Below are 21991 nucleotides of genomic sequence, written 5' to 3'. Positions count from 1 at the left end.
GTGCGCCGGAAACGGTCAGCAGCCGTCGTACCCGGCCGTGGGCATCGACAGTCTCCGGTGCACTCCGGCCTTCATGGCGGCGCTGTACGCGGGCTCGTCGAGGTCCGCGGTCTCCAGGCGTACGCCCCGGCGCTCGCACTCCGCGGAGAATTCCGGCACCGAGGTCAGCGCCCGCGCCAGCACGCGCTCGTTGGGCGCGACGAAGAGGTCCACCGCGCCCGCCTCGATGTCCGCCCACAGTCCGCGGTGGTCGGGGCGCATGCCGTAGAAGAGCAGCTGCCGTGTGACGACATAGCCCTTGTCGGCGGCCCAGCGCGCGCACATCACCTGCTGACTGCGGGTGTCCACCAGGAACGGATCCGTGTCGAGCTCCTCGAGCGGAGTCGGGCTGGCGATGACTGCCACGCGTACCTCGTCCATGCCCCGACCCCTCGCGCTAGCTGCCGTCGCCGACGACCCTACTCCCGATCGCGTCCCCGGGAGGAGGCGCGGCGCGGGGCACCGGGAGCGCTCGGGGACGGCTCACGGAGGCGCGGAGTACCCGCACGCATGGCAGATCCTCCAGCCGTCCCGGGTGACCGCCAGGACTCCCCCGCAGCGCGGGCACCGTACGGAGTGCGTGGTCATGGCGCCGTCCTCCCCTCCGCTCCCGGACTGCTACCCCCGCTCGTCCATGAGCAGAGCCGGCAGCTGATCCGGTGACGGGCCCGGCCCCTTCCCCCCTCCCGTCGGGGCGACCGTGACCGCCCGGACCGGCACCGCCTAGGCTCGTACCGGAGACATCCCCCAGCGAGGAGGCCGTTCGTGTCGGTGGAGATCACCTGGTGGGGGCACGCCACCTGCACCGTCGCGGACTCCGGGACGCGGGTGCTGACCGACCCCCTCTTCGCGCGGCGCCTCGCCCACCTGCGCCGCAGGCGCGGGGCGCTGCCGCCGCCCGAGGCCGCCGAGGCCGACGCCGTGCTCGTCTCGCACCTGCACTCCGACCATCTGCACCTGCCGTCGCTGCGCCGTCTCGCGCCCGGCACCGCACTGATCGTGCCGCGCGGCGCCGCGCGGGCCGTGCCCGGCCTGCGCAGGCTCTCCGGGCTCGGGCTGCGCATCACCGAGGTGGAGCCGGGTGACGAGGTGCGGGTGGAGAACCTGGTCGTACGGGCGGTCCCGGCGCTGCACGACGGGCGGCGGCTGCCGCTGGGGCCGCACCGCGCCCCCGCGCTCGGTTACGTCGTCACCGGTGGAGCACGCACGTACTTCGCCGGGGACACCGGGCTCTTCGACGACATGGCCGACGCCGTGGGGCCCGTCGACGTGGCCCTGCTTCCGGTGGGCGGCTGGGGGCCCTTCCTGGGGCACGGGCACCTGGACGCGCGGCGGGCGGCGCAGGCACTCGCGCGGATCGCGCCGCGCTCGGCCGTGCCGGTGCACTACGGAACGTACTGGCCGATCGGGATGGACGGGATCAGGCCGCACGAGTTCCACACCCCGGGTGACGAGTTCGTGCGGCAGGCGGCGCGGCTCGCGCCGGGGGTCGCGGTGCACCGGCTCGGGCACGGCGAGAGCGTCCGGCCGGAGGCCGGCCGGTGATCCACGCCGCGCTCGCGCAGGACGTGGTGCGCCAGGTGCCCCCGGAGTCGACCCAGCAGGCGATCGGCTATCCGGCGCTGTTCCTGCTGGTGCTGCTGGGATCGCTGGTGCCGGTGGTGCCGACGGGTGCGCTGGTGAGCACGGCCGCCGTGGTGGCCTTCCACCACAGCGACCCGTTCGCGCTGCTCGTCGTCTTCGCGCTGGCGGCGTCCGCCGCGTTCCTGGGCGACATCGGCCTGTACTGGCTCGGCCTGCGCGGGGTCCGCTCGAGGAACGGCTCCCGTCTGCTGGAGACGCTGCGCGGCCGGGCCGCTCCCGACCGTCTCGAACAGGCGCGGCGCAAACTGCACGAGCACGGGTCGCAGGTGCTGGTGCTCTCCCGCCTCGTGCCGGCCGGACGGATACCGGTGATGCTCGCCTGCCTGCTGTCGACGATGCCGATGCGCGGCTTCGCCCGGGGCGACGTCCCGGCGTGCCTCGCCTGGGCGGCGGCGTACCAGCTGATCGGCGTCCTCGGCGGCTCGCTCTTCCCCGAGCCGTGGCAGGGCGTGGTCGCGGCGGTGGCGCTGGCGCTGCTGATCAGCGGGGCGCCGGCCGTGTGGCGCAGGCTGCGGGGCGCGTAGCACCGGGCGGCCGGACGCGACGTCCCCCCGGCCGGACGCGGCGTCTCTGACGTACCGTCAGGGCTCCAGTACGCGTGAGCCGCCGATCGGCAGGTCCCACAACCGCTCGCGCGGCCGGCCCGCCTCCTGCCAGGCCGCGCGCACCCGGGTCAGCGGCTCCAGGACCGGCTCGGCGGAGAGGACGAACGTGCCCCAGTGCATGGGCGCCATGCGTGCCGCCCCGAGGTCCTGGCACGCCTGTACGGCCTCTTCCGGGTCCGTGTGCACGTCGCTGAGCCACCAGCGCGGGTCGTACGCGCCGATGGGGAGCAGCGCGAGGTCGATGCCGGGGTGGCGGGCGCCGATCTCCTTGAACCAGTGGCCGTAGCCGGTGTCGCCCGCGAAGTAGACGCTCTGCCCCCGGCCCTGGCGGTCCGTGAGCACCCAGCCGCCCCACAGCGAGCGGCAGGTGTCGGTGAGGGAGCGCTTGCTCCAGTGGTGGGCGGGGACGAAGTCGAAGCGCACGCCGCCCAGTTCGGCGGCCTCCCACCAGTCGAGCTCGGTGACCCGGGTGAAGCCGCGGCGCCGGCACCAGCGGGCCAGCCCCGCCGGGACGAAGAGCGGTGTGTCGCGCGGGAGGCGCTTGAGGGTGGGGGCGTCCAGGTGGTCGTAGTGGTTGTGGCTGATGACCACGGCGTCGATCCGCGGCAGGTCCTCCCAGGGCACGCCGACGGGTGTGACGCGGGCCGGCGTGCCGAGGATCTTCCGTGACCAGACGGGGTCGGTGAGGACCGTGAGCCCGCCGATGCGCACGACCCAACTGGCGTGCCCCGCCCAGGTGACGGCGAGGGTGGAGGTCCCGGCGGCGGGCAGCGGGCCGGGTTCGTAGGGCAGCAGCGCGATGTCGCGCAGTCCTTCGGGGCTCGGCCGTATGGCGCCCTCGCGGGCGAATCTGGCGAAGGCCTTCACACCGGGGAGCGGGGTGGTGAGGCGGTCGGCGAACGACCGGGGCCAGGAGCGGACCTCGCCGAGGGGCCGGGGCGGGGCGGGTGCGCCCGGGGCGGTGGGGGTGCCGGGTGTGGCGGGGGTGGCGAGAGAGCGCTCGGCCTGCTGCTGCGTCTCCGTCATCAAGGGTGCTCCGTTCGGTGGCGTGAGCCGGCGTAGGGTCATCGAAGTTCGTCGAAGGCCCTTACGAACGTGCTCAACGCTCGGGCCACGTGCGGCAATTCCAGTGGGTCGGCTGCTGTAAGGGACTCCAGGCGCTGCTCCGGGGTTGACCCGAGCAGCGGGGCGGTCGCGATCCGGACGCGCAGCGCGCTCATTTCGTCGCCGAACCGGTGCCCCCCGGGGACGAGGCTGTCCAGCCGTGCGCTCAGGTACTCCTCCAGGTCCATGGAGTCGGTGACCCCCCGGGCGGCGAGCCCGGCGCGCAGCGGTCCGAGGTCGGCGTACAGGTGGCGGCCGGCGTGCGGCGGGCGGGCGAGCGCGCCGGAGGCGAGAACCGCGTGGTGCGCGGCGGCGGCCACGCGCGCGTGCAGCGCGGCGGCGGTCCGGATCCTGGCGGCGACGGGTCCGGGCTCACCGAGGGCGTACGTCGCCGCCTCGGCGACCGGCCCCGGCACGACGGCGCCGATCGCCGTCAGGAGGTCGAGGGCCCTGGCACGCAGTGCCGCGCCCGGCCCGGTGAGGGGGCAGCGGGCGACAGCCGCCGGCCAGCTCGCCGGCGTGTACGCCCCGGCCAGGTCGGCCAGGACGGTCACCCGGCCGGGGAACATCTCGGCGGGGCTGAGGAACACCGTCTCCTGCGGCCGGTGCAGGGTGTCGCCCCAGGTCTCGTCGCTGACGAGGTGCAGGCCCTCGGAGACCGCCGCCTCGCAGACCTCGTGCACGAGCTCCGGCGGGGCGACGGTGGCGGTCGGGTCGTCGGGGACGCAGAGCAGCAGCAGACGCGGGTCGCCGCCCTCGTCGCGGACCCGCCGTACGGTTTCGAGCAGCGCGAACGGATCGGGTACGCCGCCGCACTCGGCCGGCGTCGGCACGTGGTAGGCCGTCCGGCCGAGCATCGTGACCTGCGGCACCCACCAGGCGGGGCAGGGCCGCGGCAGCAGGACGTCGCCGCCGACGGCCGCCATCAGCGCGAACAGCAGCGGCTGCGCGCCGGACGCGGCGGCCACGCACTCCGCGTCGGCGTGCAGCCCGCGCCGCTGCCAGTACCCGGCGGCGGCGGCGCGCAGGGCCGGGCCGCCGCCGGGCGGCTCGGGGTCGGTGCGCCCGGCGGCGGCGGCGAGCACGGCGGACAGTTCCGGCACGACGGGCAGGCCGGGCTCGGGGGCGGGCGGCCCGTACCGGACGGGGCCGCGCCCTTCCTCGACCGTCCGCTGCATGTCGCGGCCACCTCCATAGTGATCGGATCACCCTGCATACGGCTAATCGTCCCGTATACGGTTATACGGGGGGTTCGGACGCGGCGCTTCCGGGGCCGGGCCCGGGAAGGCGCGTGTTCCCAAAGGTGCCCCGACGGTTCCTCGACGGGGTCTCAACGGTGCGGTGCGAACCGGGCCAGGGTGCTCTCCAGACCGTGCCCCTTGTCACGGACGACCGCCTCGGCGACCTCCGCCAGCTTGCGGTTCGTCCGCTGCGACATCTGCCGCAGCACCGCGAACGCCTCGTCGCTGTCGCAGCGCAGTACGTGCATCACGATGCCGCTAGCCTGGTCGATCACACCGCGTGAGCGCAGCGCCGTCTCCAGCTGGCCGAGCTCGGCGAGGGCCTCGCGGTAGCGCCGGTCACGGACCAGGCTCGCGGTGGCCTGCTCGCCGAGGACGCCCACCGGGCCGTACGCCGCGCGCTCCAGGGAGCCGGGGCGGAAACTGTAGAGGCTGACGGTGACCTCCATGCCGGACCGGCGGAACGGAATGGTCATGCTGGCCCTCACCCCGGAATCGAGCGCCAGGGCCCGGTACTGGGGCCACCGCTCCTCGTTCAGCAGGTCCTCCGCGTCCACGGGCTCGCCCCGGTCCAGCGCGGTGGGGATCGGCCCGTCACCGAGGGCGAGCTGGACGGAGACGAGTGCGGCCAGGTCCGGATGGGTCGCGGTGGTCCGCCGCTCCGTGCCGCCGTCGGCGATCGTCGCCACGGCGCCGCAGCAGGCGGGGGCGCAGCGCGCGGACTGCTGCGCCAGCTCGGACAGCCTGCGCACCACGGAGTCGGGCTCCGGGCCCTGGAGTTCCTGCTCGGTCGGCATGGCGGCGTCCTCCTCTCGTTGTGCGGCTTCCCACCCCCAGGTCCGCAAAACAGCTGGACCGGCTAGCTTTCTCGTATGACGCAGACGGACGACTTCGGCGCGGAACTGGCGGATTTCGTCAGGCGGGTCGGTGAATTGAGGACGGGGCGCGCCCTGCCTCCCGACGAACACCTCGCCCTTCTGGACGCGGCTCTCTTCGAACTCCGGCACGTGGCCGACACGTTGTGGCCGCGCTACGAGCAGCTGAAGGCCGCCGCCCCCAACACCCCCTCCCCCGACCGGCAGGAGCGACAGGAGCGCCAGCTGCTCAGGACCCTGTTCCAGCGGCTGCCGCTGCCGGTCGCCCTGGTGGACAGGGACACCGTCGTGCGGCGGATGAACTCCGCCGCGACCGGACTCACCGGCGTACGGGCCGGTTATGCGACGGGACGGCCGCTGGCGGCCCTCCTCAGCCCCGGTGACCGGGCCGCGTTCCGCTCCCAGGCCGCGGCCGTGGCACGCGGCGAGGGCGACCGGAGTCTGACCGTCCATCTCCGGCAGCGGCCGCACGAACGGGTGCTGGCCACCCTGAGCGCGCTGCGCCCGCCGGACGAGCCGCATCCGGCGGTGCTCGCCGTCCTCCAGCCCGGTCTCTCCCTCGGCGCGTACCCGGCTCCGGGGGTCGTCGCGGCGGGGCGGCGCCCCGCGCTGCCGGACCTGTCGGAGACGACCCGTCACGCGGAGCTGCTGGACCTCGTCGACGCGATGACCACGGAGCTGCTGTCCGTCGCGCCCGGCGACCGGGAGGCGGTTCTCGCGGGCGCGGCGCGGATCCTGCACGGGCGGTTCGCCGACTGGGTGGTCGCCGACGTCGTCGCGGGCAAACCGCTCGAGCGCGCCCTGGTGCTCGGTCCCGGTGGACCGGGCGCCGAGGCCCTGACCCGCGCGGTGGCGGGCCAGGACCCGGCCTCGTGTCCGCTGGTGACGGAGGCCGCCCGCGGCGGCTGCGCGTCCCTCCAGGTGCGGCCGCAGGACACGGACGGCTTCGGCCGGGACGCGGCGGGCGATCCCGTCCTCGTACGGGCGGACGTCACCTCGCTGCTGTGCGTGCCGCTGACGGCGCCGGCCGGGGGCGGGGCCGCCGGGCCCGTGCAGGGGGTGCTCACCCTTTTCCGTACGGGTGCCCGACGGGCGTTCTCGATGGCGGAGGGTCAGGTCATGGACCTGATGTCACGCCATGCCGCCCTCGCTATGCGGCGTCCCGCAGGGCCTCGTCGCGCAGACGGGTGCAGCAGCGGCTGATCAGCCGGGAGACGTGCATCTGGGAGAGTCCGAGGTCTTCGGCGATGCGGCTCTGCGTCATGTCCCGGAAGAAGCGCATGTAGAGGATCTTCTTCTCACGTTCGGGGAGCCGGTCGAGGGCCGGCTTGACGGCCTCGCGGTCGACGATGATGTCGAGCGCGCCGTCGGGGCCGCCGAGGGCGTCGCTGAGCGAGTACCCGTCGCCCGTACCGGGCAGCTGGGCGTCGAGGGACAGGGCGGTGAAGGATTCGAGCGCCTCCATCCCGGTGCGGGCCTCCTCCTCGCTCATGCCCGCGTGCTCGGCGATCTCCGCGACGGTGGGGGCACGGCCCGACACGGTCGTGCTCAGGTCCTGGCTGGCGGCGCGGACCCGGTTGCGGAGGTCCTGGACGCGGCGCGGCACGTGGAGGGTCCACATGTGGTCGCGGAAGTGGCGCTTGATCTCGCCGGTGATGGTCGGCACGGCGAAGCTCTCGAAGGCCGAGCCGCGGGCCGGGTCGTACCGGTCGACGGCTTTGACCAGGCCCAGTGCGGCCACCTGACGCAGGTCCTCGATGGCCTCGCCGCGGTTGCGGAACCGGCCCGCGAGCCGGTCGGCCATCGGCAGCCAGGCGTTCACGATCTCCCGGCGCACGGCGTCCCGTTCCTCGCCCTCGGGCATGGCGCACAAGCGGCGGAAGGCGTCGGTGGTGTCGGGGGCGTCATCGTGCGGGTGGGTCCTGCGAACGGCGGTTGTACGCATCTTCGTTGCAACTCCCTGAACGGTGCAGACGGCGGACGGATGTCACCGCGGGGAGGCTGCCGGGCTCCTGGACGCGACACGTCCGGAGCGCATTGCCGCTCCCACGGACGTGCCTCCGGTCCGAAGCACATGGAGCACGTGCCCCCGCCTCGGCACGCCAAACGGGTCGGGTTCGCGGGCGGCCGGTTTCCGTCGCCGCGTCCCTGGTACTCGGCACAGTGCTGCCTTTTCGGCCGCTCCGCATGTCCAGCCGCTCCGTACAGCCCGTAGGAGGCCCCCATATGAGCACCGATGTTGCCGACCGGATCCTGTCGCGCCTGCGCGAGTGGGGAGTCGAGTGCGTCTTCGGCTATCCGGGGGACGGCATCAACGGCCTGCTGGCCGCCTGGGGCCGCGCCGGGGACCAGCCGCGTTTCATCCAGTCCCGGCACGAGGAGATGTCCGCGTTCGAAGCGGTCGGGTACGCGAAGTTCGGCAACCGGCTCGGCGTGTGCGTCGCGACGTCCGGGCCCGGCGCGATCCACCTCCTCAACGGCCTGTACGACGCCAAGCTCGACCACGTGCCGGTGGTGGCCATCGTCGGGCAGACCGCGCGCAGCGCGATGGGCGGCTCCTACCAGCAGGAGGTCGACCTGCACTCGCTGTTCAAGGACGTCGCCTCCGACTTCGTGGAGACGGTGACCGTGCCGGAGCAGCTGCCGAACGTGCTCGACCGGGCGATCCGCACGGCGTACGCCCGGCGCTGTCCGACCGCGGTCATCGTGCCGGCGGACGTGCAGGAGCTGGAGTACACGCCGCCGCCGCACGCCTTCAAGATGGTCCCCTCCAGCCTGGACCGCAGCAGCTGGACGGCGATGCCCTCGCCGGACGCGCTGCGGCGGGCGGCCGACGTGCTCAACGCCGGCGAAAAGGTCGCGATCCTGGCCGGTCAGGGCGCGGCGGGGGCGCGGGCCGAGGTCCAGGAGATCGCGGAGCTGCTGGGTGCGGGCGTGGCGAAGGCGCTGCTCGGCAAGGACGTGCTGTCCGACGAGCTGCCGTACGTCACGGGCTCGGTCGGGCTGCTGGGCACCCGTCCGTCGTACGAGATGATGCGGGACTGCGACACCCTGCTCACCATCGGCTCCAGCTTCCCGTACTCCCAGTTCCTGCCGGAGTTCGGCAAGGCGCGGGCCGTGCAGATCGACATCGATCCGCACATGATCGGGATGCGCTACCCGTACGAGGTGAACCTGGTCGGCGACGCGCGGGCGACGCTGCGCGAGCTCATCCCGCTGCTGCGGCGCCAGGAGTCGCGGGACTGGTTCGACGGGATCTGCGCGGGCGTCGAGCAGTGGACGGAGGTCATGGAGCGGCGGGCCTCCCTGTCGGCCGACCCGGTCAATCCGGAGCACGTGGCGGCGGCGCTGTCCCCGCTGCTGCCGGACCACGCGATGATCTCGGCCGACTCGGGGTCGGCCACCAACTGGTTCGCGCGCCACGTGCGTCTGCGCGGGGACATGCGGGCGTCGCTGTCGGGCACGCTGGCCACGATGGGATGCGGTGTGCCGTACGCGATCGGGGCGAAGTTCGCGCATCCGAACCGCCCGGCGATCGCGCTCGTCGGTGACGGGGCGATGCAGATGAACGGCATGGCGGAGCTGATCTCCGTCGCGAAGTACCGGCACCTGTGGGAGGACCCGCGGCTGGTGGTCGCCGTCTGGAACAACCGGGACCTCAACCAGGTGACCTGGGAGCTGCGCGCGATGGGCGGTGTCCCGTCCTTCCTGCCCTCGCAGTCGCTCCCCGACGTGTCGTACGCGGCGTTCGCCGAATCGGTCGGCCTCACCGGGATCCGGGTGGAGAAGCCGGAGGAGGTGGAGGGCGCCTGGCGGGCCGCGCTGGCGGCGGAAGGCCCGGTGGTGCTGGACTTCGTCACCGACCCGTCGGTGCCGCCGATCCCGCCGCACGCGACGTGGGACCAGATCGAGGCGACGGCGTCGGCGCTCGTGAAGGGGGACGCGGAAGCCGGCGCGGTGATGAAGCAGGGCCTGAAGTCCAAGCTCCAGGAGTTCCTCCCCGGCGGGAGCGAAGGCTGACCGGAGGGGCGGGGCCGGCCACGGCGGCCGCGCGCGGGCGAGGGGCGGGTTCGGTCTCCGAACCCGCCCCTCGCCCGCACACCACGCCCCGCAGGCGTGCCGGTCACTCCGGCCAGCGGCCGGTCGCCCGGTGGACCGCGATCGCTCCCCCGCGCTCCACCGCCGCGCGGACCACCGCGAACGTCGCGCCCTGCAGCGCCGCGGCCGGGAGTATCTCGCGCCAGAGCCCGTCCCGGTCCATGGGCTGGGGGGCCTCGGTCTCACCCGCGACCGTCTTCCACAGGCGCTGGAACGCCATGCCCGCCACCATGCCCGCGGCCATGCCCAGGAGCATCCCCACCGGCTTGTACAGCACTGTGCCCTTCGCTGCCATGTACCTCTCCCGCATCGGCTGCCGACGGCCCGGCCGACCGCGTCGCGGTCCTGCGCCTCCGCCGGCAGTATGGATTCTTCGTAGCGGCCGAGTGCGACGATCGCGCCCAGCACGAGGACCGGAATGGTTACCGGGATCAGCACGGCCAAACCCGCCGCGGCTCCGCCCTCCCTGGAGGAACGGCCTGTGACACCGGGCCGCCGGTACCACGGTGCGCGCCCCGGACCGTCGTGCGCGGCCCCGGGTTCCCGTTCCTTTTCCCGCTTCCCGCACGGTCGCACGGCCGCGTACCGGGTCCCCTCTGCGACCGGGCTCGAACACCCCGTGACGGCGGACGTTTGCCCCCCGTGCCACGGGTACCCGGACCGGTGGCCGACAGTGTGGGCGAAGAGATGAGGCGGACAGCCATGGCCCGGTTCGTGAGGGAAGTCATGACGGCGGGTGTCGCAGCGGTACGCCCCGACGCCTCACTGGTGGAAGCCGCGCAGCTGATGCGCGCGCAGGACACCGGTGATGTGCTGGTGGCGCGGGACAACCAGCTGATCGGTGTGCTCACCGACCGGGACATCGTGTTGCGCGCGGTCGCGGACGGCATCGATCCCCTCACGGTCGGCGCCGAGTCCGTCTGCACGCCGGCCCCGGTGTGCGTCGGCCCGGACGACGAGGTGTCGACGGCGGTCACCCTGATGCGGCAGCACGCGGTCCGGCGGCTTCCCGTGGTCGAGGACGGCCTGCCGCTCGGCGTGGTGAGCCTCGGCGACCTCGCCGGGTTCCCCGACCCGCAGCCGGCGCTCGCCGGCACCGGCCGGGCGGCGCCCGGCCCGGGTGCCGGGGCCGGCACCTGAGGCAGGGCATCACACAGCACAGGAACACAGCACACAGCACACAGCACCGAAGCAGTCACACGGAAGGATCACGATGCGGATCGCGTTTCTCGTGGCGCCCGAGGGCGTCGAGCAGGTCGAACTCACCGAGCCCTGGCAGGCGGTGACCGACGCGGGCGACACGCCCCGGCTGGTCTCCACGGAGCCGGGCAGGATCCAGGCCTTCAACCACCTCGACAAGGCGGACACCTTCCCCGTCGACCAGGTGGTCGGCGACGCCTCGGTCGAGGAGTACGGCGGCCTGGTGCTCCCCGGCGGCCTCGCCAACCCGGACTTCCTGCGCATGGACGAGAAGGCGGTGGCGTTCGTCCGCGCCTTCTTCGACGCGGGCAAGCCGGTCGCGTCCATCTGCCACGGCCCCTGGACGCTCATCGAGGCGGACGTGGTGCGCGGCCGGACCCTGACCTCGTGGCCGAGTCTGCGTACGGACATCCGCAACGCGGGCGGCACCTGGGTCGACGAGCAGGTGAAGGTCTGCGACGCGACCCCCGCCACGCTGATCACCAGCCGCAAGCCGGACGACCTCAAGGCGTTCTGCGAGACCTTCACCAAGGAGTTCGCCCGCTCCTCCGCGAAGTAGTCCGGCGAGCGGTCGCCCGGCTCCGGCGAGCGGGCGGCCCGGGCGTCAGACCCGGCGCCCCAGCAGGGAGAGCAGCTTGGCCTGTACGCCGGCTCCGGCGGGTGGCTCCACCGGGGCGGCGAACAGGCCGCTCTTCTCCAGTTCGGCGGAGTGCGGCCCCACTTCACGCACCGCGAAGTCCACCAGGCCGTCGGGCAGCCGCTCGTCGGCGCCGATCGCCCGCGCCAGGTCCCACGCGTGCACCACCAGGTCGGTCACCATCTGCGCGCAGTACGCCGCGCACGAGGTCTGCCCGTACGACAGCTGTACGGTCCGCTCCAGCGCCCCCGGCGCGGCGAACGCCTCGCGCGCGCCCGCCGCCGCCCGCTCCCAGACCGCCACCGGGTCGTCGCCGAGCACGTCGCCGTCGGCGTCGAAGCCGAAGGAGCCGTCGTGGGCCTCCTCGGCCGTGCGCCGCTCGGTCACCAGCGGCGGCACCCACAGCTGTTCCACGGTCAGGTGGTTGACGAGATCGCGCACCGACCACTCGGCGCAGGGGGTCGGCGCCCGCCACTGGTCCTGCCGTACGGCCCGCACGTGGCCGCCGAAGAGGGCGAGCGCCTCGTGGTGGCGCGACAGGAGCGGTTTCGTGTTCGGTTCCATGGTGTTCATGGTTCACCTTCGGGTACCCGGGGCGCACGTCCCGCCAGACATTCCCGGAGGGAGAGATGGACCTCTCGTTCCTCACCCCACTGTACGAACGCTCCGGCCCCTGGGCATCCGCCTGCGCCGATACGTCCATTGCCGACGGGTCCACACCGCGGCGGCGTGAGCTGAGCGCCTGTCAGGAGGAGACCCGTGCCGGGCTGCTGGTGCCGACGGGCGGCGAGCGCGAGCGGCGCGCCGTGCACGGCGCGCCGCCGCGGCGGCTGAAGCCCCTGGCCGTCGAGACGGACCACGGCGGCCGGTCGGCCGGGCAGGACTCCCGGCTGCCGGACGAGGGCGTGGAACGGGCCGGGCGGGCGCACGCGCGCAAGCGGGCCGCCGCCGAGCTGGGACGACGCGTTGCTGCGGGCGGCCGCCATGACCGGGGCCGAGGCGATCCGGGTCCCGCCGGACGGCGTCGGCACGCCGGACGCGGGGCCCGCGGGCGGCCTCGGCGCGCTGCCGCGGTGGTCGCGGCCTGACGGGACGTGGCGTGAGGGGGCCGGTCGCCGGGGCCCGCCCTGCGTGCCGCTGGATTCGGAAGCTGTCACGCCGGGTACTCGCGTGCCATGTCTTCACCCAACGCGCATGACCCGCTCCGCGCGCCAGGACGGATCGCCGCCTGGCTGAGCGCCCGTGACCGGGGGCTCTTCCACAGCGTCGCGACCCACCACTGGCCGGGCGCCGACCGTGTCCTGCCGCGCCTGAGTCACGGGGCGAACCACGGCATGCTGTGGTTCGGTGCCGCCGCCGGGATCGCGGCGTTCGGCGGCTCCACCCGCGCCCGGCGGGCCGCGGTGCGCGGGGTGGCCTCGCTGGCGCTGGCCTCCCTCACCGTCAACACCGTGGGCAAGCGTTCGGTACGCCGGGTCAGGCCCGTCCTGGACGCGGTGCCGATGATCCGGCAGCTCAAGCGCCAGCCGATCACCACTTCCTTCCCCTCGGGGCACTCGGCCTCCGCCGCGGCCTTCGCGACGGGAGTGGCGCTGGAGTCCAAGGGGTGGGGCGCGGTCGTCGCCCCGGTCGCGGCGTCCGTGGCCTTCTCCCGCGTCTATACGGGTGCGCACTATCCGAGTGATGTGCTGGTCGGGGCGGCGCTGGGCATAGGAGCGGCGTTCGCGGTGCGCGGGCTCGTCCCCACCCGGGCGCAGATCCCCGCGCCGGGGAGGCCCTACGCCGAAGCGCCCGCGCTGCCCGACGGCCGGGGTCTGGTCGTCGTGGTCAACAAGCGGTCGGGCTCGGCGGCGGCCAGGGCGGCGCTGGTACGGGACGCGCTGCCGCACGCCGAGGTCGTCGAGTGCGAGCCCGGCGAGCTGACGGCCGCGCTGGACAAGGCGGCGCAGCAGGGCCGGGCCCTGGGGATCTGCGGCGGGGACGGCACGGTCAACCAGGCGGCGGTGACCGCCGTCCGCCACCGGGTGCCGCTGGCCGTCTTCCCCGGCGGCACGCTGAACCACTTCGCGTACGACCTGGGCATCGAGGAGGTGCAGGACACCTGCCGGGCCCTGGCGGGCGGCGACGCGGTCAGGGTGGACCTGGGCCGGTTCACCCCCGGTCCGGGGCCCGACGGTGAGCCCGGCCATTTCCTCAACACCTTCAGCCTGGGTGTCTACCCCGAGCTGGTACGGATCAGGGAGCACTGGGCCCCGCGCATCGGCGGCTGGCCCGCGGGCGTACTGGCGGCTGTGGAAGTGCTGCGCGCCGAGCGGCCGCTGGAGGCGAACATCGGGCAGCACAAGGGGCGCCGCCGCGCGCTGTGGATGCTGTTCGCGGGCAACGGCATGTACCAGCGCTTCGGCCCGACCCCCGGCCGACGGCTCGACCTGGCCGACGGGCTGCTCGACGTACGCGTGGTGCACGGCGGCCGGCTGCCCGGCCTGCGGCTGCTGGCCGCGGCGCTCGCGGGGCCGCTGAGCCGCTCGCCCGTCCACGCGGCGCAGCGGCTGCGCAGGGTGTGGATCTCGGGACTGGCGCCGGGGACGCTGCTCGCGTACGACGGCGAAGTGGCGGAGGCGCCCCCGGAATTCCTCATCGACAAGGCCGACGAAGCGCTCACCGTGTACCGTCCGCTCGCCCAGTAGCGACCGGCAGGCCCTGGGGCTCATGGAGTTCTCGGGGCTCTTGGCGCTCCTCGTCGTCGGAGGGTGCCTCCGTGATGTCGAGAAAGACCTGGTCGGCCTGCGGCCAGGTCTTCCGTACGGAGCGCTTGATGCGTACGCAGGCGAGTTCCACCTCCTCGCTCTCCAGTCCCGGCACCAGGTCGACGCGGGCGGCCACCAGGAGCGAGTCGAGGCCGAGCCGCATCGTCAGCAGTCCGGCGACGTTGTCGATCTCCGGCTGGGCCCCGACGAGCGCGCGGATGCTCTCGCACAGTTCGGGGTCGGCGGCCTCGCCGACGAGCTGGGTCCTGGCGTCCCGGCCGAGCCGGTAGGCGACGTACACGAGCAGCAGGCTGATGGAGAAGGACGCGGCGGCTTCGTAGACCGCGTCGCCCGTCGTCATGTGGAGCGCCATGCCGGCCGCGGCGAGGAGCACCCCGACGACGGCGGCGCCGTCCTCCGCGAGGACGGTACGCAGGGCCGGGTCCCGGACCGGTCCGGTGCCCTGCCGGCGCCGCACCTGGTAGAGGGCGCGGGCCAGGGAGGCGCCCTCGGCGAGGAGGGCGACACCCAGGACGGCGAGCCCGGCGGCATAGCCGGTGTACGACTTCTCGCCGGTGGCTCCGCCGAGCGCTTCGAGGCCCTGGAAGAAGGAGAAGCAGCCGCCCATGACGAAGATGCCGACGGCCGCGAGCAGGGCCCAGAAGTAGCGTTCCTTGCCGTATCCGAAGGGGTGCTTTCCGTCGGCCGGGCGGCGGCTGCGGCGCAGGGACGTGAGCAGGAAGACCTCGTTGACGCCGTCCGCGACGGAGTGCGCCGCCTCCGAGAGCAGGGCGGGCGATCCCGACACCAGTCCGCCGACGGTCTTGGCGGCGGCGATGACGAGATTGGCGGCCAGCGCCACCAGGACCGTGATCCGTGTCCTGCGATCGGACTTTTCGGTCACAACACCTCTCCATGCGTTCGTGTACGAGGACGAAATTCGGGAACTCAAGGATTCAGGAGGTGCACGCCATGGTTCCCATCCTTCTGGTCCTGCTTCTCGTGCTGATCCTCTTCGGCGCCGGATTCGCGGTAGAGGTTCTCTGGTGGATCGCCATCGCGGTTCTCGTCATCTGGCTGCTGGGATTCCTGCTGCGCAGCACGTCGTCCTCGGGCACCCGGTCCCGCTGGTACCGATGGTAGAAACGGCATAGGAGAGACAGGAGAGACAGAGAAGCGGGGCGGCGGCCTTCGGGCCGTCGCCCCGCTTCCCGCTCTTCACTTCTGTTCGCCCCGGGGCAGCAGGGGCCCCAGGGGTCCCAGGTCGATATTGAGGTCCTCGGGTTCGAGGCCGAACCGTGTGCGCAGTACATCCATCCGGTCCTCCAGAAGCATCAGCGTCATCCCGATGCGCTCCTCCTGCTCCTCGCTGAGGTCCCCGGTCTCCACACGGCGCAGTGCCTGGCGTTCCATCAGCTGGCGCAGCAGCTCCACGACCGTCAGGACGAGCTTGACGAGATCGCGCTCGACGGTGTCGGCGTCGAGTTCCACACGGCGGCTTTCTGCGGTGGTCACGGGTACCTCTCCTCTTCCTCCTCGAACGGGGACGGCACGTCGGCGCTGACGGAACTGATGAGGGCGTTGAGGTCGACGCGCACGAGATCGACGTCGGCGATGCGCAGGGTCAGGTCGCCCGCGATCACGACCCCGCCCGCCAGCAACCGGTCCAGCAGGTCGACGAGAGCGAGCTCACGCTGGGCGAGGGGCGCCGTGTCGGAGGGGAAGGCGTCGGAGGGCACGGTGCCGGGGGGCGTCATCGGCCCGTCTCCCCCCGCGCCGGCTGTTCCGGGTTCCCGGACTGGCCCGCGAAGGAGTACGGGGCCCAGGGGCCGGTGAGTTCCACCCGTACGCCCCGGTCCTTCGGAGTGAGCCGGCCGACCTCCTCCACGAATTCCTCGCTGCTCTCCCGCGGCACCAGGTAGGCCGCGTTGAGGATGTTCTGCCCGGACGCCTCGGAGAGCCGGGCGTCCTGCGGACGGTGCAGGGCGGCGGCCTCCGCGCGCAGGGAGAGTTCCGCGTGCAGCCTGCGCGACAGGGCGTCGGCGCGCTCCCAGACGCTCTCGCGCGCCCGGCGCCGGCTGAGCCGCTGGCGCAGGTAGTCCCGGCCGGTCGTGGGGGCACCGGCGGCGGCTTGCGCCGGCGGGGCCTCGGACGGTTCCCGCGCGGGCTCCGCCTCGGGCTCGGGGTCGGGCTCGGCGTACACCTTGATGCCCCACTCCACCCGCCCCTCCAGCCGTTCCAGCGTCTGCACGAAGCGGTCGCGGCCCGCGTCGAGCAGCCGGCGTACGCCGCTGTCGTCGACGCACACGGTGGCCAGGCGCAGCGGCACGGGGCAGGTGACGGTGGTCAGGGCGCCGACGACGGCCTCGTGGGTGCGGGCGGTTCCGGAGAGCCAGTCGAGGTTCTCCAGGTGCTTCTTGAGCGGCGCCTCGTCGAAGTCCTCGGCCGGGACCGGGCTGACCACGGCGACGAGGCCGTCGTGGTGCAGCAGGCGGGGCGGCTCACCGTCGAGGCCGCGTACGCCTTCGGGGAGTACGCCCTCGAAGGGCCGGGTGACCGCGTACACGTAGCGCAGTTCGTTCATTCCTGGTCCTTGCGGTCCTTGCGGTCCTCGAGTGCGGGTGCTGCCTCCAGATCGGCGATGCGTCGCTGCAACCGCTCGTTCTCCTCGGCGAGTTCACGGCGACGGGCACCGGAGGAGAGGGACGGATCGTCCTCCCACCAGTCGATTCCCATTTCCTTCGCCTTGTCGATGGAGGTGACGACGAGACGCAGCTTGATGGTGAGCAGTTCGATGTCGAGGAGATTTATCTTGATGTCTCCCGCGATGACAATTCCCTTGTCGAGTACGCGCTCAAGGATGTCGGCGAGATTCGCGCCTCCATTGGACCCGTACGTGTCGGGAAGGCCGTTCACCGGCGACGTCATCGGCGGCCCCGGCTTCCGCTGTCCGCGTACTCACGCTGCTGGTCCGTATCGGCGTCCTCTTCCTCGTCTTCGTATTCCTCGCCCTGGTCCTCGGCTTCGGCTTCGGCTTCGTCTTCGTCTTCGTCTTCGTCTTCGGCGGCGTATTCCTCCCCCGCCTCTTCCTCTCCCTCTTCCTCGGGCTCGTCGTCCTCGTCGACGTACTCCTCGTCCTCGTACTCGCCCTCGGGCTCCGCTTCCTCCGCTTCCTCCGCTTCCTCCTGCGGCTGCTCCTCGCTCTCCTCGTCCGCCACCGCGTCGTCGTGGCTGCGCACGACCTCGCCGTCCCGGATCTCGCCGCGCCAGCCGTCCTCGGCCTCGCCCTTGATCGAGATGTGCCGGGCGAAGTGCTTCAGGTCCAGGCGGACCCGTCGGCCCTGGGCGCGCCAGATGTTGCCGGTCTTCTCGAACAGCCCCTTGGGGTAGTACTCGATGACCAGCAGCACCCGGGTGAGGTTCTCGCCCAGCGGGTGGAAGGTGACGACGCCCTTCGTGGTGCCCTTGGCGCCCTCGGACGTCCAGGCGATCCTCGTGTCCGGCACCTGCTCGGTGGTGTGCGCCTTCCAGCTGCGGTTGGACCAGAAGACCTTGAGCTTCCAGTCCGACGTGGTGTCGTCGGCGGAGCCCGCGCTCTTGACGCCCTTCGCGAAGGTGGAGAAGTCCTGGTACTGGGTCCACTGGTCGTACGCGTCACGGACCGGGACACCCACGTCGATGTGCTCCATGATGACGACCGGCTTGTTGCCGCCGGCGCCCTTCTTGCGCTTGCCGCCCAGGCCCTTGAGCCCGTTCATCGCGTTGTCCTTGAGGTGGGAGGCACCGATCTCCAGGGCGCCGCGCACCGGTCCCTTGCCCTCGGCGAGCTTCTGGCCGCCCTTTTTCGCGAGCTCGGCGAAACCGGGGCTCCTGCCCTCCGCGATGTCGTTGAGCTTGAGGGTGCTCTCGCCGAGCTTGCGGCCCGCGCCGGTCAGCACCCGTACGGCCTGCGTCATGAGGTACGACTGGAGTTCTTCCTTCAGTCGCTGCGTCGCCTCGTTGTCCCCGCTCAGCAGGGACTGGGGCCCCTTGGTGTCAGCCACGGCTCCGGCCTCCCTTCGCGGCGGTGGTGGTCTTCTTCGCGGTGGTGGTCTTCCTGGCCGCGGTCTTCTTCGCGGCGGTCTTCTTGGCGGCAGTCTTCTTCGCGGCGGTCTTCTTGGCCGGCGTCTTCCCGGCCGGTGCCTTCTTGCGGCGCTCGGGCCGCTCACCGTCCGGCTTCGACCGCTGCCGGGGCTCCTCGCGCTCCTCCGGCTCCTCCTCCCGGCCCTCGTCCTCGCCCCCGTCCTCCTCTGCGTCCTCGTCCTCGTCACGCGGGCCCGGTACGCCGTCGGGGACCACGCCCGCGAGCCGGTCCTGCACGTCCAGCCTCCGGTCGTGCAGCCGGTCGGCGACCGCGTTGATCTGCCGGGTCACGAGGGCCCCCGTAGCGGCCTTGCCGACCCCGCGCAGATCCTCGCGCAGCTGGTCGCCGATCTCCTTGAACTGGGGGTTGTTCTGGAGCTGCGAGGACGCGAACTCCGCGAGCGCGCGCGGGCTCAGCTGGAGCTTCTTGCCCATCACCATGGTGCCGATGCCGAAGGCGAGCTTCGCCTTCTTCGTCCGCCCGAGGAAATAGCCCGCGCCCACCGCGAGGCCCACTGTCAGCCTGTTGTTCATGTTGTCGAGTTCCTCTTCTCCAGCCGGTCGAGGAGCTCGTCCTCACGGCGGTCGAATTCGGCCTCGTCGATCTCTCCCGCCTCGAGCTGCCGCTCCAGGGCGGAGAGTTCGCGCTGGATGGCCGAGGGGTCGTAGTACTGCCGCTCCGCCTCCGTGACCACCTGCCGCAGCACCCACGAGGTGCCGCGGACAGGGGCCAGGGGCAGGAGCAGCAGCTCTCCCAGGAGGCCCATGCTCCCGTCACTCCACGAAGCTGTAGGGCGGCAGCGGGCCGTTGACCTGGAGGACGAGGTGGGGGTGCTCCTTGCGCAGGGCGTCCACCGCCTCCACGAACTCGGCGGTGTGGTCGCGGTCCACGAGGAAGGAGACGTTCGCCAGCCAGCCGGAGCTCTCGGGCCCCGGGCTGACGGCTCCCGCCGCCGCCTCCAGGGCCTGCTTCACCAGTTGCCCGTCGCGCTTCTCGCGCTGCTGCACCGCTGCCACGACGCGTTCGCCGAGCCGGAGCTTCTGCTCGTACGTGCCGCCGCCGGCCGCCCGGTTGGCCTCGTTGAGCGCGCGCAGTTCGGCGTCCTCCGCGAGGACCTGGTGGAGGACCGCCTCCTCGTCGTGCGTGGCCTTCACGTTGTACTCGACCTTGTGGTCGAGCGCGTCGAGCCGCTCCAGGTAGTGCTTCTCGCGTTCGGCGAGCACCGTGCGTACCGACTCGTCGTCGGCCGACAGGCTGCCGAAGCGCATCGGCAGCACGGCGCCCACGGCGCCGGCCTCCGAGAGGACGGTCTGGTGCGCCAGCAGGTCGCGGCGCTTGGGCCTGAGGTCTTCGGGCGCGTCGCTCACCAGGGCGGTCAGTTCACCGGCCCTGAGGGCGCGCACGGGCATCGGCGGTTCCCCCACGCCGTTCGTCGGCTCGGGAAGTTCGGGGTGGTTGCCGCGTGCGATGCCGTAGACGTATGTGCTCACTCCTGCTCCTCCTTCCGGCGGGACGTGCTGCTGCGACGGGCGCGGGGCTTCGGCTCGGACTGGCCGTCACCGCCGCTGCGGGCCTGCTGGAACGCGTCCGAGATGGTCTCGGCGGCGCCGGACAGGGCTCCCTTGGACTTGCCCTTGGCGCCGGACTCGGTGACCTCGCCGACGATCTCGGGCAGGCCGGGGCTCTTGTTGGCGCCGGTTTCGAGGTCGAGGCGGTTACATGCCTCGGCGAAGCGCAGATACGTGTCGACGCTCGCCACCACGACCCGGATGTCGATCTTGAGGATCTCGATGCCGACCAGGGAGACGCGTACGAACGCGTCGATCACGAGTCCCCGGTCGAGGACGAGTTCCAGGACGTCGTAGAGGCCGCTGGTACCGCCGCCGCCTCCGCCTTGCTGTGCCGGGACTACGGTCATGCCGACCGGCCCTCCTCCTGTCGGGTGTACCGGAATTTTCCGGTCTGTCAGGTTTATCGGGTACGTCGGTTTTTTCAGTTTTCCAGGCGACTATGAACGGTCCGCCCTGCCGCGTTCGTAGCGGCTGACACGCCGGTATCCGGTGAGCGCTCCCTGCACGTCGAGTGTGACTTCGTACGACGCGAGCAGGCTCATCGTGTCGGGGACCCGGGCCAGTTCGAGCACCTCGACCCGCAGCATCCAGCCGTCGTCCTCCGTACGTTCGAAGGAGGAGACGGACTCGGCCTCCATGCCGGTGAGCTCCGCCAGTTGTGCGCGCGCACCGCGCAGCACCTCCATCGGGCCCGGCCGGTTTTCCGCCGTGGACTGCGAATCCTCTGTGCTCTTAGGTGTGTTGCTGTTCTGAGTTGCCATGTCACCCTCCGACTTCTGGTAACCCGCGACACCGGATCCAAACCCCCCACGTCAACGCGTGACCTCGGCAGGAGGACGGGCGGGTGAACCCGCGGGTCTGGTCCGGCGGAGGTGGAAGACGGTCGCGGTACCCGCGGCGAGGACCGAGGCCGCACCGCCGACGAGGAGGCCGGACCGGGCCCCCAGGGTTTCGGACAGGCCGCCGACGAGAAGCGCGCCGAGCGGGGTGGTGCCCTGGAAGACCAAGGTGTAGAGCGCCATCACCCGGCCGCGGTAGGCCGGATCGGTGCCGAGCTGGATCCGGTGATTGGCCGCCTGTGCGAAGCAGACGGACGCGAAGCCGGTGAGGAACAGCGCCACCGCGGCCGTGGTGTAGGTCGGTGCGAGCCCCGCCAGGATCTGCACCGCGCCGAAGGCGGCCGCCGCCCCGATGACGAGACCGAGCGGCGGTCTGCCCCGGCGCAGGGTCGTGGCGAAGGCCGCGCCGAGCGAACCTGCCGCCAGCGCCGTGGTCAGCAGGCCGAAGGCGGCGGCATCGGCGTGGAAGACCGTCTTGGCTAGCAGCGGCAGGGTGAGCTGGAAATTGAAGCCCAGCATGCCGACCACCGCGACCAGGGCCATCGGCAGCAGAAGGTCCGGCTGGGCCACCACGTGCCGGATCCCGTCCGCCACGCGGGCACGCCGGGGGCGCCGGGCGCCGCGGTGCAGTTCGGCGGGGCGGATCAGCCACAGTCCGGCCACCGTCGCCAGATAGCTCACCGCGTTGAGCAGCATCACCGTTCCGGTGCCGAACCAGCTGATCAGCAGGCCCGCCGCGGCCGGGCCCAGCACCCGCGCGGTGTTGAAGTAGGCGGCGCTGAGCGCGGACGCGTTGGGCAGCAGGTCGGCGCCGACCAGTTCGCTGACGAATGACATCCGGGCCGGTATTTCGACGGCGTTGACCAGGCCGGTTCCCAGCGCGAACAGGCCGACGTGCCACAGCCGTACCCCTCCCGCCAGGACCAGCGCACCGAGCAGCACGGCCAGCACGCCCGAGGCGAGGTTGGCCCCCATCAGCAGCCGGCGCTTGTCGTGACGGTCGGCGAGGCCCCCGGCGTGGAGCGTGAACAGCAGCAGGGGCGCGAACTGCAGGGCGGTGATCACGCCCAGGGCGGAGGCCGAGTCGCCGGTCAGGGAGAGCACGAGCCAGTCCTGGGCCACGATCATCATCCAGGTGCCGCCGACGGAGACGAGTTGCCCGGCCGCGAACAGCCGGAAGTTTCGAACCGTCAGGGACTGGAACATTCCGGCGAGGGTGCTCCTCATGGTGCTCCTCCCCCGGCCCGGGGGCGGACCGGGTCGCGGGG

The 21991-nt window shown here is 72.6% G+C and carries 28 protein-coding genes; 9 read left to right on the top strand and 19 right to left on the bottom strand.

Annotation, left to right across the window (positions count from 1 at the left end):
• Positions 1–15 precede the first annotated feature (15 nt).
• On the bottom strand, positions 16–420 hold the full coding sequence (locus ABD374_RS27480) for a hypothetical protein (protein ID WP_344498559.1): 405 nt from the start codon (positions 418–420) through the stop codon (positions 16–18).
• Positions 421–804: 384 nt separating this feature from the next.
• Here ABD374_RS27480 and ABD374_RS27475 point away from each other — a divergent pair, with 384 nt between their 5' ends.
• Together ABD374_RS27475 and ABD374_RS27470 are read left to right on the top strand one after the other, a co-directional pair.
• Positions 805–1584 carry an MBL fold metallo-hydrolase gene (locus ABD374_RS27475; protein ID WP_344498557.1) on the top strand — a complete coding sequence of 260 codons (780 nt, stop codon included), beginning with the start codon at positions 805–807 and terminating at the stop codon, positions 1582–1584.
• On the top strand, positions 1581–2207 hold the full coding sequence (locus ABD374_RS27470) for a DedA family protein (protein WP_344498555.1): 627 nt from the start codon (positions 1581–1583) through the stop codon (positions 2205–2207). Before ABD374_RS27475 ends, ABD374_RS27470 begins: the two co-directional genes overlap by 4 nt.
• A 57-nt stretch (positions 2208–2264) precedes the next feature.
• On the opposite strand, the gene ABD374_RS27465 is transcribed toward ABD374_RS27470, so the two are convergent.
• From ABD374_RS27465 to ABD374_RS27455, 3 genes are all read right to left on the bottom strand, one after another.
• Positions 2265–3314, bottom strand: a complete 1050-nt coding sequence (locus tag ABD374_RS27465; protein ID WP_344498553.1) for an MBL fold metallo-hydrolase — start codon at positions 3312–3314, stop codon at positions 2265–2267.
• A 38-nt stretch (positions 3315–3352) separates the two neighbouring features.
• Positions 3353–4570, bottom strand: coding sequence for a pyridoxal phosphate-dependent aminotransferase (locus tag ABD374_RS27460; protein WP_344498551.1), 1218 nt, complete (start codon positions 4568–4570; stop codon positions 3353–3355).
• Between the two features lie 152 nt (positions 4571–4722).
• Positions 4723–5430 carry an ANTAR domain-containing response regulator gene (locus ABD374_RS27455; RefSeq protein WP_344498549.1) on the bottom strand — a complete coding sequence of 236 codons (708 nt, stop codon included), beginning with the start codon at positions 5428–5430 and terminating at the stop codon, positions 4723–4725.
• Between the two features lie 75 nt (positions 5431–5505).
• On the opposite strand from ABD374_RS27455, the gene ABD374_RS27450 reads away from it, so the two are divergent.
• The gene (locus ABD374_RS27450) at positions 5506–6711 is read left to right on the top strand and encodes a PAS domain-containing protein (RefSeq protein WP_344498547.1); all 1206 of its coding nucleotides are present in this window, start codon (positions 5506–5508) and stop codon (positions 6709–6711) included.
• Here the strand turns inward: ABD374_RS27450 and ABD374_RS27445 are convergent.
• Positions 6659–7453, bottom strand: a complete 795-nt coding sequence (locus ABD374_RS27445; protein WP_344498545.1) for an RNA polymerase sigma factor SigF — start codon at positions 7451–7453, stop codon at positions 6659–6661. The two genes, ABD374_RS27450 and ABD374_RS27445, sit on opposite strands and share 53 nt — an antisense overlap.
• 281 nt (positions 7454–7734) lie before the next feature.
• Here ABD374_RS27445 and ABD374_RS27440 point away from each other — a divergent pair, with 281 nt between their 5' ends.
• Complete coding sequence (locus ABD374_RS27440; protein WP_344498543.1) at positions 7735–9528, top strand: thiamine pyrophosphate-requiring protein; 1794 nt, start codon at positions 7735–7737, stop codon at positions 9526–9528.
• Positions 9529–9631: 103 nt separating this feature from the next.
• Here ABD374_RS27440 and ABD374_RS27435 read toward each other — a convergent pair whose 3' ends face one another.
• Positions 9632–9901 carry a DUF4235 domain-containing protein gene (locus ABD374_RS27435; RefSeq protein ID WP_344498541.1) on the bottom strand — a complete coding sequence of 90 codons (270 nt, stop codon included), beginning with the start codon at positions 9899–9901 and terminating at the stop codon, positions 9632–9634.
• Between the two features lie 407 nt (positions 9902–10308).
• Between ABD374_RS27435 and ABD374_RS27430 the strand changes: the two genes are divergently transcribed.
• Positions 10309–10746, top strand: a complete 438-nt coding sequence (locus ABD374_RS27430; RefSeq protein WP_344498539.1) for a CBS domain-containing protein — start codon at positions 10309–10311, stop codon at positions 10744–10746.
• Positions 10747–10819: 73 nt separating this feature from the next.
• Positions 10820–11365 (top strand): type 1 glutamine amidotransferase domain-containing protein, encoded by a 546-nt coding sequence (locus ABD374_RS27425; RefSeq protein ID WP_344498537.1) that lies wholly within the window; start codon positions 10820–10822, stop codon positions 11363–11365.
• Between the two features lie 45 nt (positions 11366–11410).
• On the opposite strand, the gene ABD374_RS27420 is transcribed toward ABD374_RS27425, so the two are convergent.
• Positions 11411–12007 (bottom strand): TIGR03086 family metal-binding protein, encoded by a 597-nt coding sequence (locus ABD374_RS27420; protein WP_344498849.1) that lies wholly within the window; start codon positions 12005–12007, stop codon positions 11411–11413.
• A 65-nt stretch (positions 12008–12072) separates the two neighbouring features.
• Here ABD374_RS27420 and ABD374_RS27415 point away from each other — a divergent pair, with 65 nt between their 5' ends.
• Positions 12073–12531, top strand: a complete 459-nt coding sequence (locus tag ABD374_RS27415) for a baeRF2 domain-containing protein (protein WP_344498535.1) — start codon at positions 12073–12075, stop codon at positions 12529–12531.
• An 87-nt stretch (positions 12532–12618) separates the two neighbouring features.
• Entirely contained in the window at positions 12619–14130 is a 1512-nt protein-coding gene (locus ABD374_RS27410) for a bifunctional phosphatase PAP2/diacylglycerol kinase family protein (protein WP_344498533.1), read from the top strand.
• On the opposite strand, the gene ABD374_RS27405 is transcribed toward ABD374_RS27410, so the two are convergent.
• Entirely contained in the window at positions 14102–15094 is a 993-nt protein-coding gene (locus ABD374_RS27405) for a cation diffusion facilitator family transporter (RefSeq protein ID WP_344498532.1), read from the bottom strand. The genes ABD374_RS27410 and ABD374_RS27405 overlap by 29 nt on opposite strands.
• A 68-nt stretch (positions 15095–15162) precedes the next feature.
• Between ABD374_RS27405 and ABD374_RS27400 the strand changes: the two genes are divergently transcribed.
• Positions 15163–15333: a hydrophobic protein gene (locus ABD374_RS27400; RefSeq protein ID WP_344498530.1), complete on the top strand. Its 171-nt coding sequence runs from the start codon at positions 15163–15165 to the stop codon at positions 15331–15333.
• A 75-nt stretch (positions 15334–15408) separates the two neighbouring features.
• Here ABD374_RS27400 and ABD374_RS27395 read toward each other — a convergent pair whose 3' ends face one another.
• The 11 genes from ABD374_RS27395 to ABD374_RS27345 form a co-directional block, all read right to left on the bottom strand.
• Positions 15409–15705 carry a gas vesicle protein K gene (locus ABD374_RS27395; protein ID WP_344498528.1) on the bottom strand — a complete coding sequence of 99 codons (297 nt, stop codon included), beginning with the start codon at positions 15703–15705 and terminating at the stop codon, positions 15409–15411.
• Positions 15702–15947 carry a gas vesicle protein gene (locus tag ABD374_RS27390; RefSeq protein ID WP_344498526.1) on the bottom strand — a complete coding sequence of 82 codons (246 nt, stop codon included), beginning with the start codon at positions 15945–15947 and terminating at the stop codon, positions 15702–15704. The genes ABD374_RS27395 and ABD374_RS27390 overlap by 4 nt, the downstream gene beginning before the upstream one ends.
• Positions 15944–16774, bottom strand: a complete 831-nt coding sequence (locus tag ABD374_RS27385) for a GvpL/GvpF family gas vesicle protein (RefSeq protein ID WP_344498524.1) — start codon at positions 16772–16774, stop codon at positions 15944–15946. Before ABD374_RS27385 ends, ABD374_RS27390 begins: the two co-directional genes overlap by 4 nt.
• Positions 16771–17118, bottom strand: coding sequence for a gas vesicle protein (locus ABD374_RS27380; RefSeq protein WP_344498522.1), 348 nt, complete (start codon positions 17116–17118; stop codon positions 16771–16773). Before ABD374_RS27380 ends, ABD374_RS27385 begins: the two co-directional genes overlap by 4 nt.
• Positions 17115–18233: an SRPBCC family protein gene (locus ABD374_RS27375; protein WP_425577372.1), complete on the bottom strand. Its 1119-nt coding sequence runs from the start codon at positions 18231–18233 to the stop codon at positions 17115–17117. The genes ABD374_RS27380 and ABD374_RS27375 overlap by 4 nt, the downstream gene beginning before the upstream one ends.
• A complete protein-coding gene (locus ABD374_RS27370) occupies positions 18226–18846 on the bottom strand; it encodes a DNA primase (protein WP_344498520.1) in 621 nt (206 codons plus the stop codon). The genes ABD374_RS27375 and ABD374_RS27370 overlap by 8 nt, the downstream gene beginning before the upstream one ends.
• The gene (locus tag ABD374_RS27365; protein WP_344498518.1) at positions 18843–19079 is read right to left on the bottom strand and encodes a gas vesicle protein GvpG; all 237 of its coding nucleotides are present in this window, start codon (positions 19077–19079) and stop codon (positions 18843–18845) included. Before ABD374_RS27365 ends, ABD374_RS27370 begins: the two co-directional genes overlap by 4 nt.
• A gap of 7 nt (positions 19080–19086) precedes the next feature.
• Positions 19087–19803: a GvpL/GvpF family gas vesicle protein gene (locus tag ABD374_RS27360; protein ID WP_344498516.1), complete on the bottom strand. Its 717-nt coding sequence runs from the start codon at positions 19801–19803 to the stop codon at positions 19087–19089.
• Positions 19800–20231 (bottom strand): gas vesicle structural protein GvpA, encoded by a 432-nt coding sequence (locus ABD374_RS27355; RefSeq protein WP_344498514.1) that lies wholly within the window; start codon positions 20229–20231, stop codon positions 19800–19802. The genes ABD374_RS27360 and ABD374_RS27355 overlap by 4 nt, the downstream gene beginning before the upstream one ends.
• A 90-nt stretch (positions 20232–20321) precedes the next feature.
• Positions 20322–20645, bottom strand: a complete 324-nt coding sequence (locus tag ABD374_RS27350; RefSeq protein WP_344498512.1) for a gas vesicle protein GvpO — start codon at positions 20643–20645, stop codon at positions 20322–20324.
• 51 nt (positions 20646–20696) lie between these two features.
• Positions 20697–21950 (bottom strand): MFS transporter, encoded by a 1254-nt coding sequence (locus tag ABD374_RS27345; protein ID WP_344498510.1) that lies wholly within the window; start codon positions 21948–21950, stop codon positions 20697–20699.
• Positions 21951–21991 lie beyond the last annotated feature (41 nt).

This window comes from Streptomyces enissocaesilis (assembly GCF_039533765.1).
GTDB classification, from domain to species: Bacteria; Actinomycetota; Actinomycetes; order Streptomycetales; family Streptomycetaceae; genus Streptomyces; species Streptomyces enissocaesilis.
Note: the sequence above shows the minus strand (reverse complement) of the source record. Positions and strands in the feature narration are given on the sequence as shown.

Coding starts and splice junctions, on each gene's coding strand:
- ABD374_RS27480 (WP_344498559.1), bottom strand. CDS start 420: ATGGACGAGGTACGCGTGGCAGTCATCGCCAGCCCGACTCCGCTCGAG.
- ABD374_RS27465 (WP_344498553.1), bottom strand. CDS start 3,314: ATGACGGAGACGCAGCAGCAGGCCGAGCGCTCTCTCGCCACCCCCGCC.
- ABD374_RS27460 (WP_344498551.1), bottom strand. CDS start 4,570: ATGCAGCGGACGGTCGAGGAAGGGCGCGGCCCCGTCCGGTACGGGCCG.
- ABD374_RS27455 (WP_344498549.1), bottom strand. CDS start 5,430: ATGCCGACCGAGCAGGAACTCCAGGGCCCGGAGCCCGACTCCGTGGTG.
- ABD374_RS27450 (WP_344498547.1), top strand. CDS start 5,506: ATGACGCAGACGGACGACTTCGGCGCGGAACTGGCGGATTTCGTCAGG.
- ABD374_RS27445 (WP_344498545.1), bottom strand. CDS start 7,453: ATGCGTACAACCGCCGTTCGCAGGACCCACCCGCACGATGACGCCCCC.
- ABD374_RS27440 (WP_344498543.1), top strand. CDS start 7,735: ATGAGCACCGATGTTGCCGACCGGATCCTGTCGCGCCTGCGCGAGTGG.
- ABD374_RS27435 (WP_344498541.1), bottom strand. CDS start 9,901: ATGGCAGCGAAGGGCACAGTGCTGTACAAGCCGGTGGGGATGCTCCTG.
- ABD374_RS27430 (WP_344498539.1), top strand. CDS start 10,309: ATGGCCCGGTTCGTGAGGGAAGTCATGACGGCGGGTGTCGCAGCGGTA.
- ABD374_RS27425 (WP_344498537.1), top strand. CDS start 10,820: ATGCGGATCGCGTTTCTCGTGGCGCCCGAGGGCGTCGAGCAGGTCGAA.
- ABD374_RS27420 (WP_344498849.1), bottom strand. CDS start 12,007: ATGGAACCGAACACGAAACCGCTCCTGTCGCGCCACCACGAGGCGCTC.
- ABD374_RS27415 (WP_344498535.1), top strand. CDS start 12,073: ATGGACCTCTCGTTCCTCACCCCACTGTACGAACGCTCCGGCCCCTGG.
- ABD374_RS27410 (WP_344498533.1), top strand. CDS start 12,619: ATGTCTTCACCCAACGCGCATGACCCGCTCCGCGCGCCAGGACGGATC.
- ABD374_RS27400 (WP_344498530.1), top strand. CDS start 15,163: ATGGTTCCCATCCTTCTGGTCCTGCTTCTCGTGCTGATCCTCTTCGGC.
- ABD374_RS27390 (WP_344498526.1), bottom strand. CDS start 15,947: ATGACGCCCCCCGGCACCGTGCCCTCCGACGCCTTCCCCTCCGACACG.
- ABD374_RS27385 (WP_344498524.1), bottom strand. CDS start 16,774: ATGAACGAACTGCGCTACGTGTACGCGGTCACCCGGCCCTTCGAGGGC.
- ABD374_RS27380 (WP_344498522.1), bottom strand. CDS start 17,118: ATGACGTCGCCGGTGAACGGCCTTCCCGACACGTACGGGTCCAATGGA.
- ABD374_RS27370 (WP_344498520.1), bottom strand. CDS start 18,846: ATGAACAACAGGCTGACAGTGGGCCTCGCGGTGGGCGCGGGCTATTTC.
- ABD374_RS27365 (WP_344498518.1), bottom strand. CDS start 19,079: ATGGGCCTCCTGGGAGAGCTGCTGCTCCTGCCCCTGGCCCCTGTCCGC.
- ABD374_RS27355 (WP_344498514.1), bottom strand. CDS start 20,231: ATGACCGTAGTCCCGGCACAGCAAGGCGGAGGCGGCGGCGGTACCAGC.
- ABD374_RS27350 (WP_344498512.1), bottom strand. CDS start 20,645: ATGGCAACTCAGAACAGCAACACACCTAAGAGCACAGAGGATTCGCAG.
- ABD374_RS27345 (WP_344498510.1), bottom strand. CDS start 21,950: ATGAGGAGCACCCTCGCCGGAATGTTCCAGTCCCTGACGGTTCGAAAC.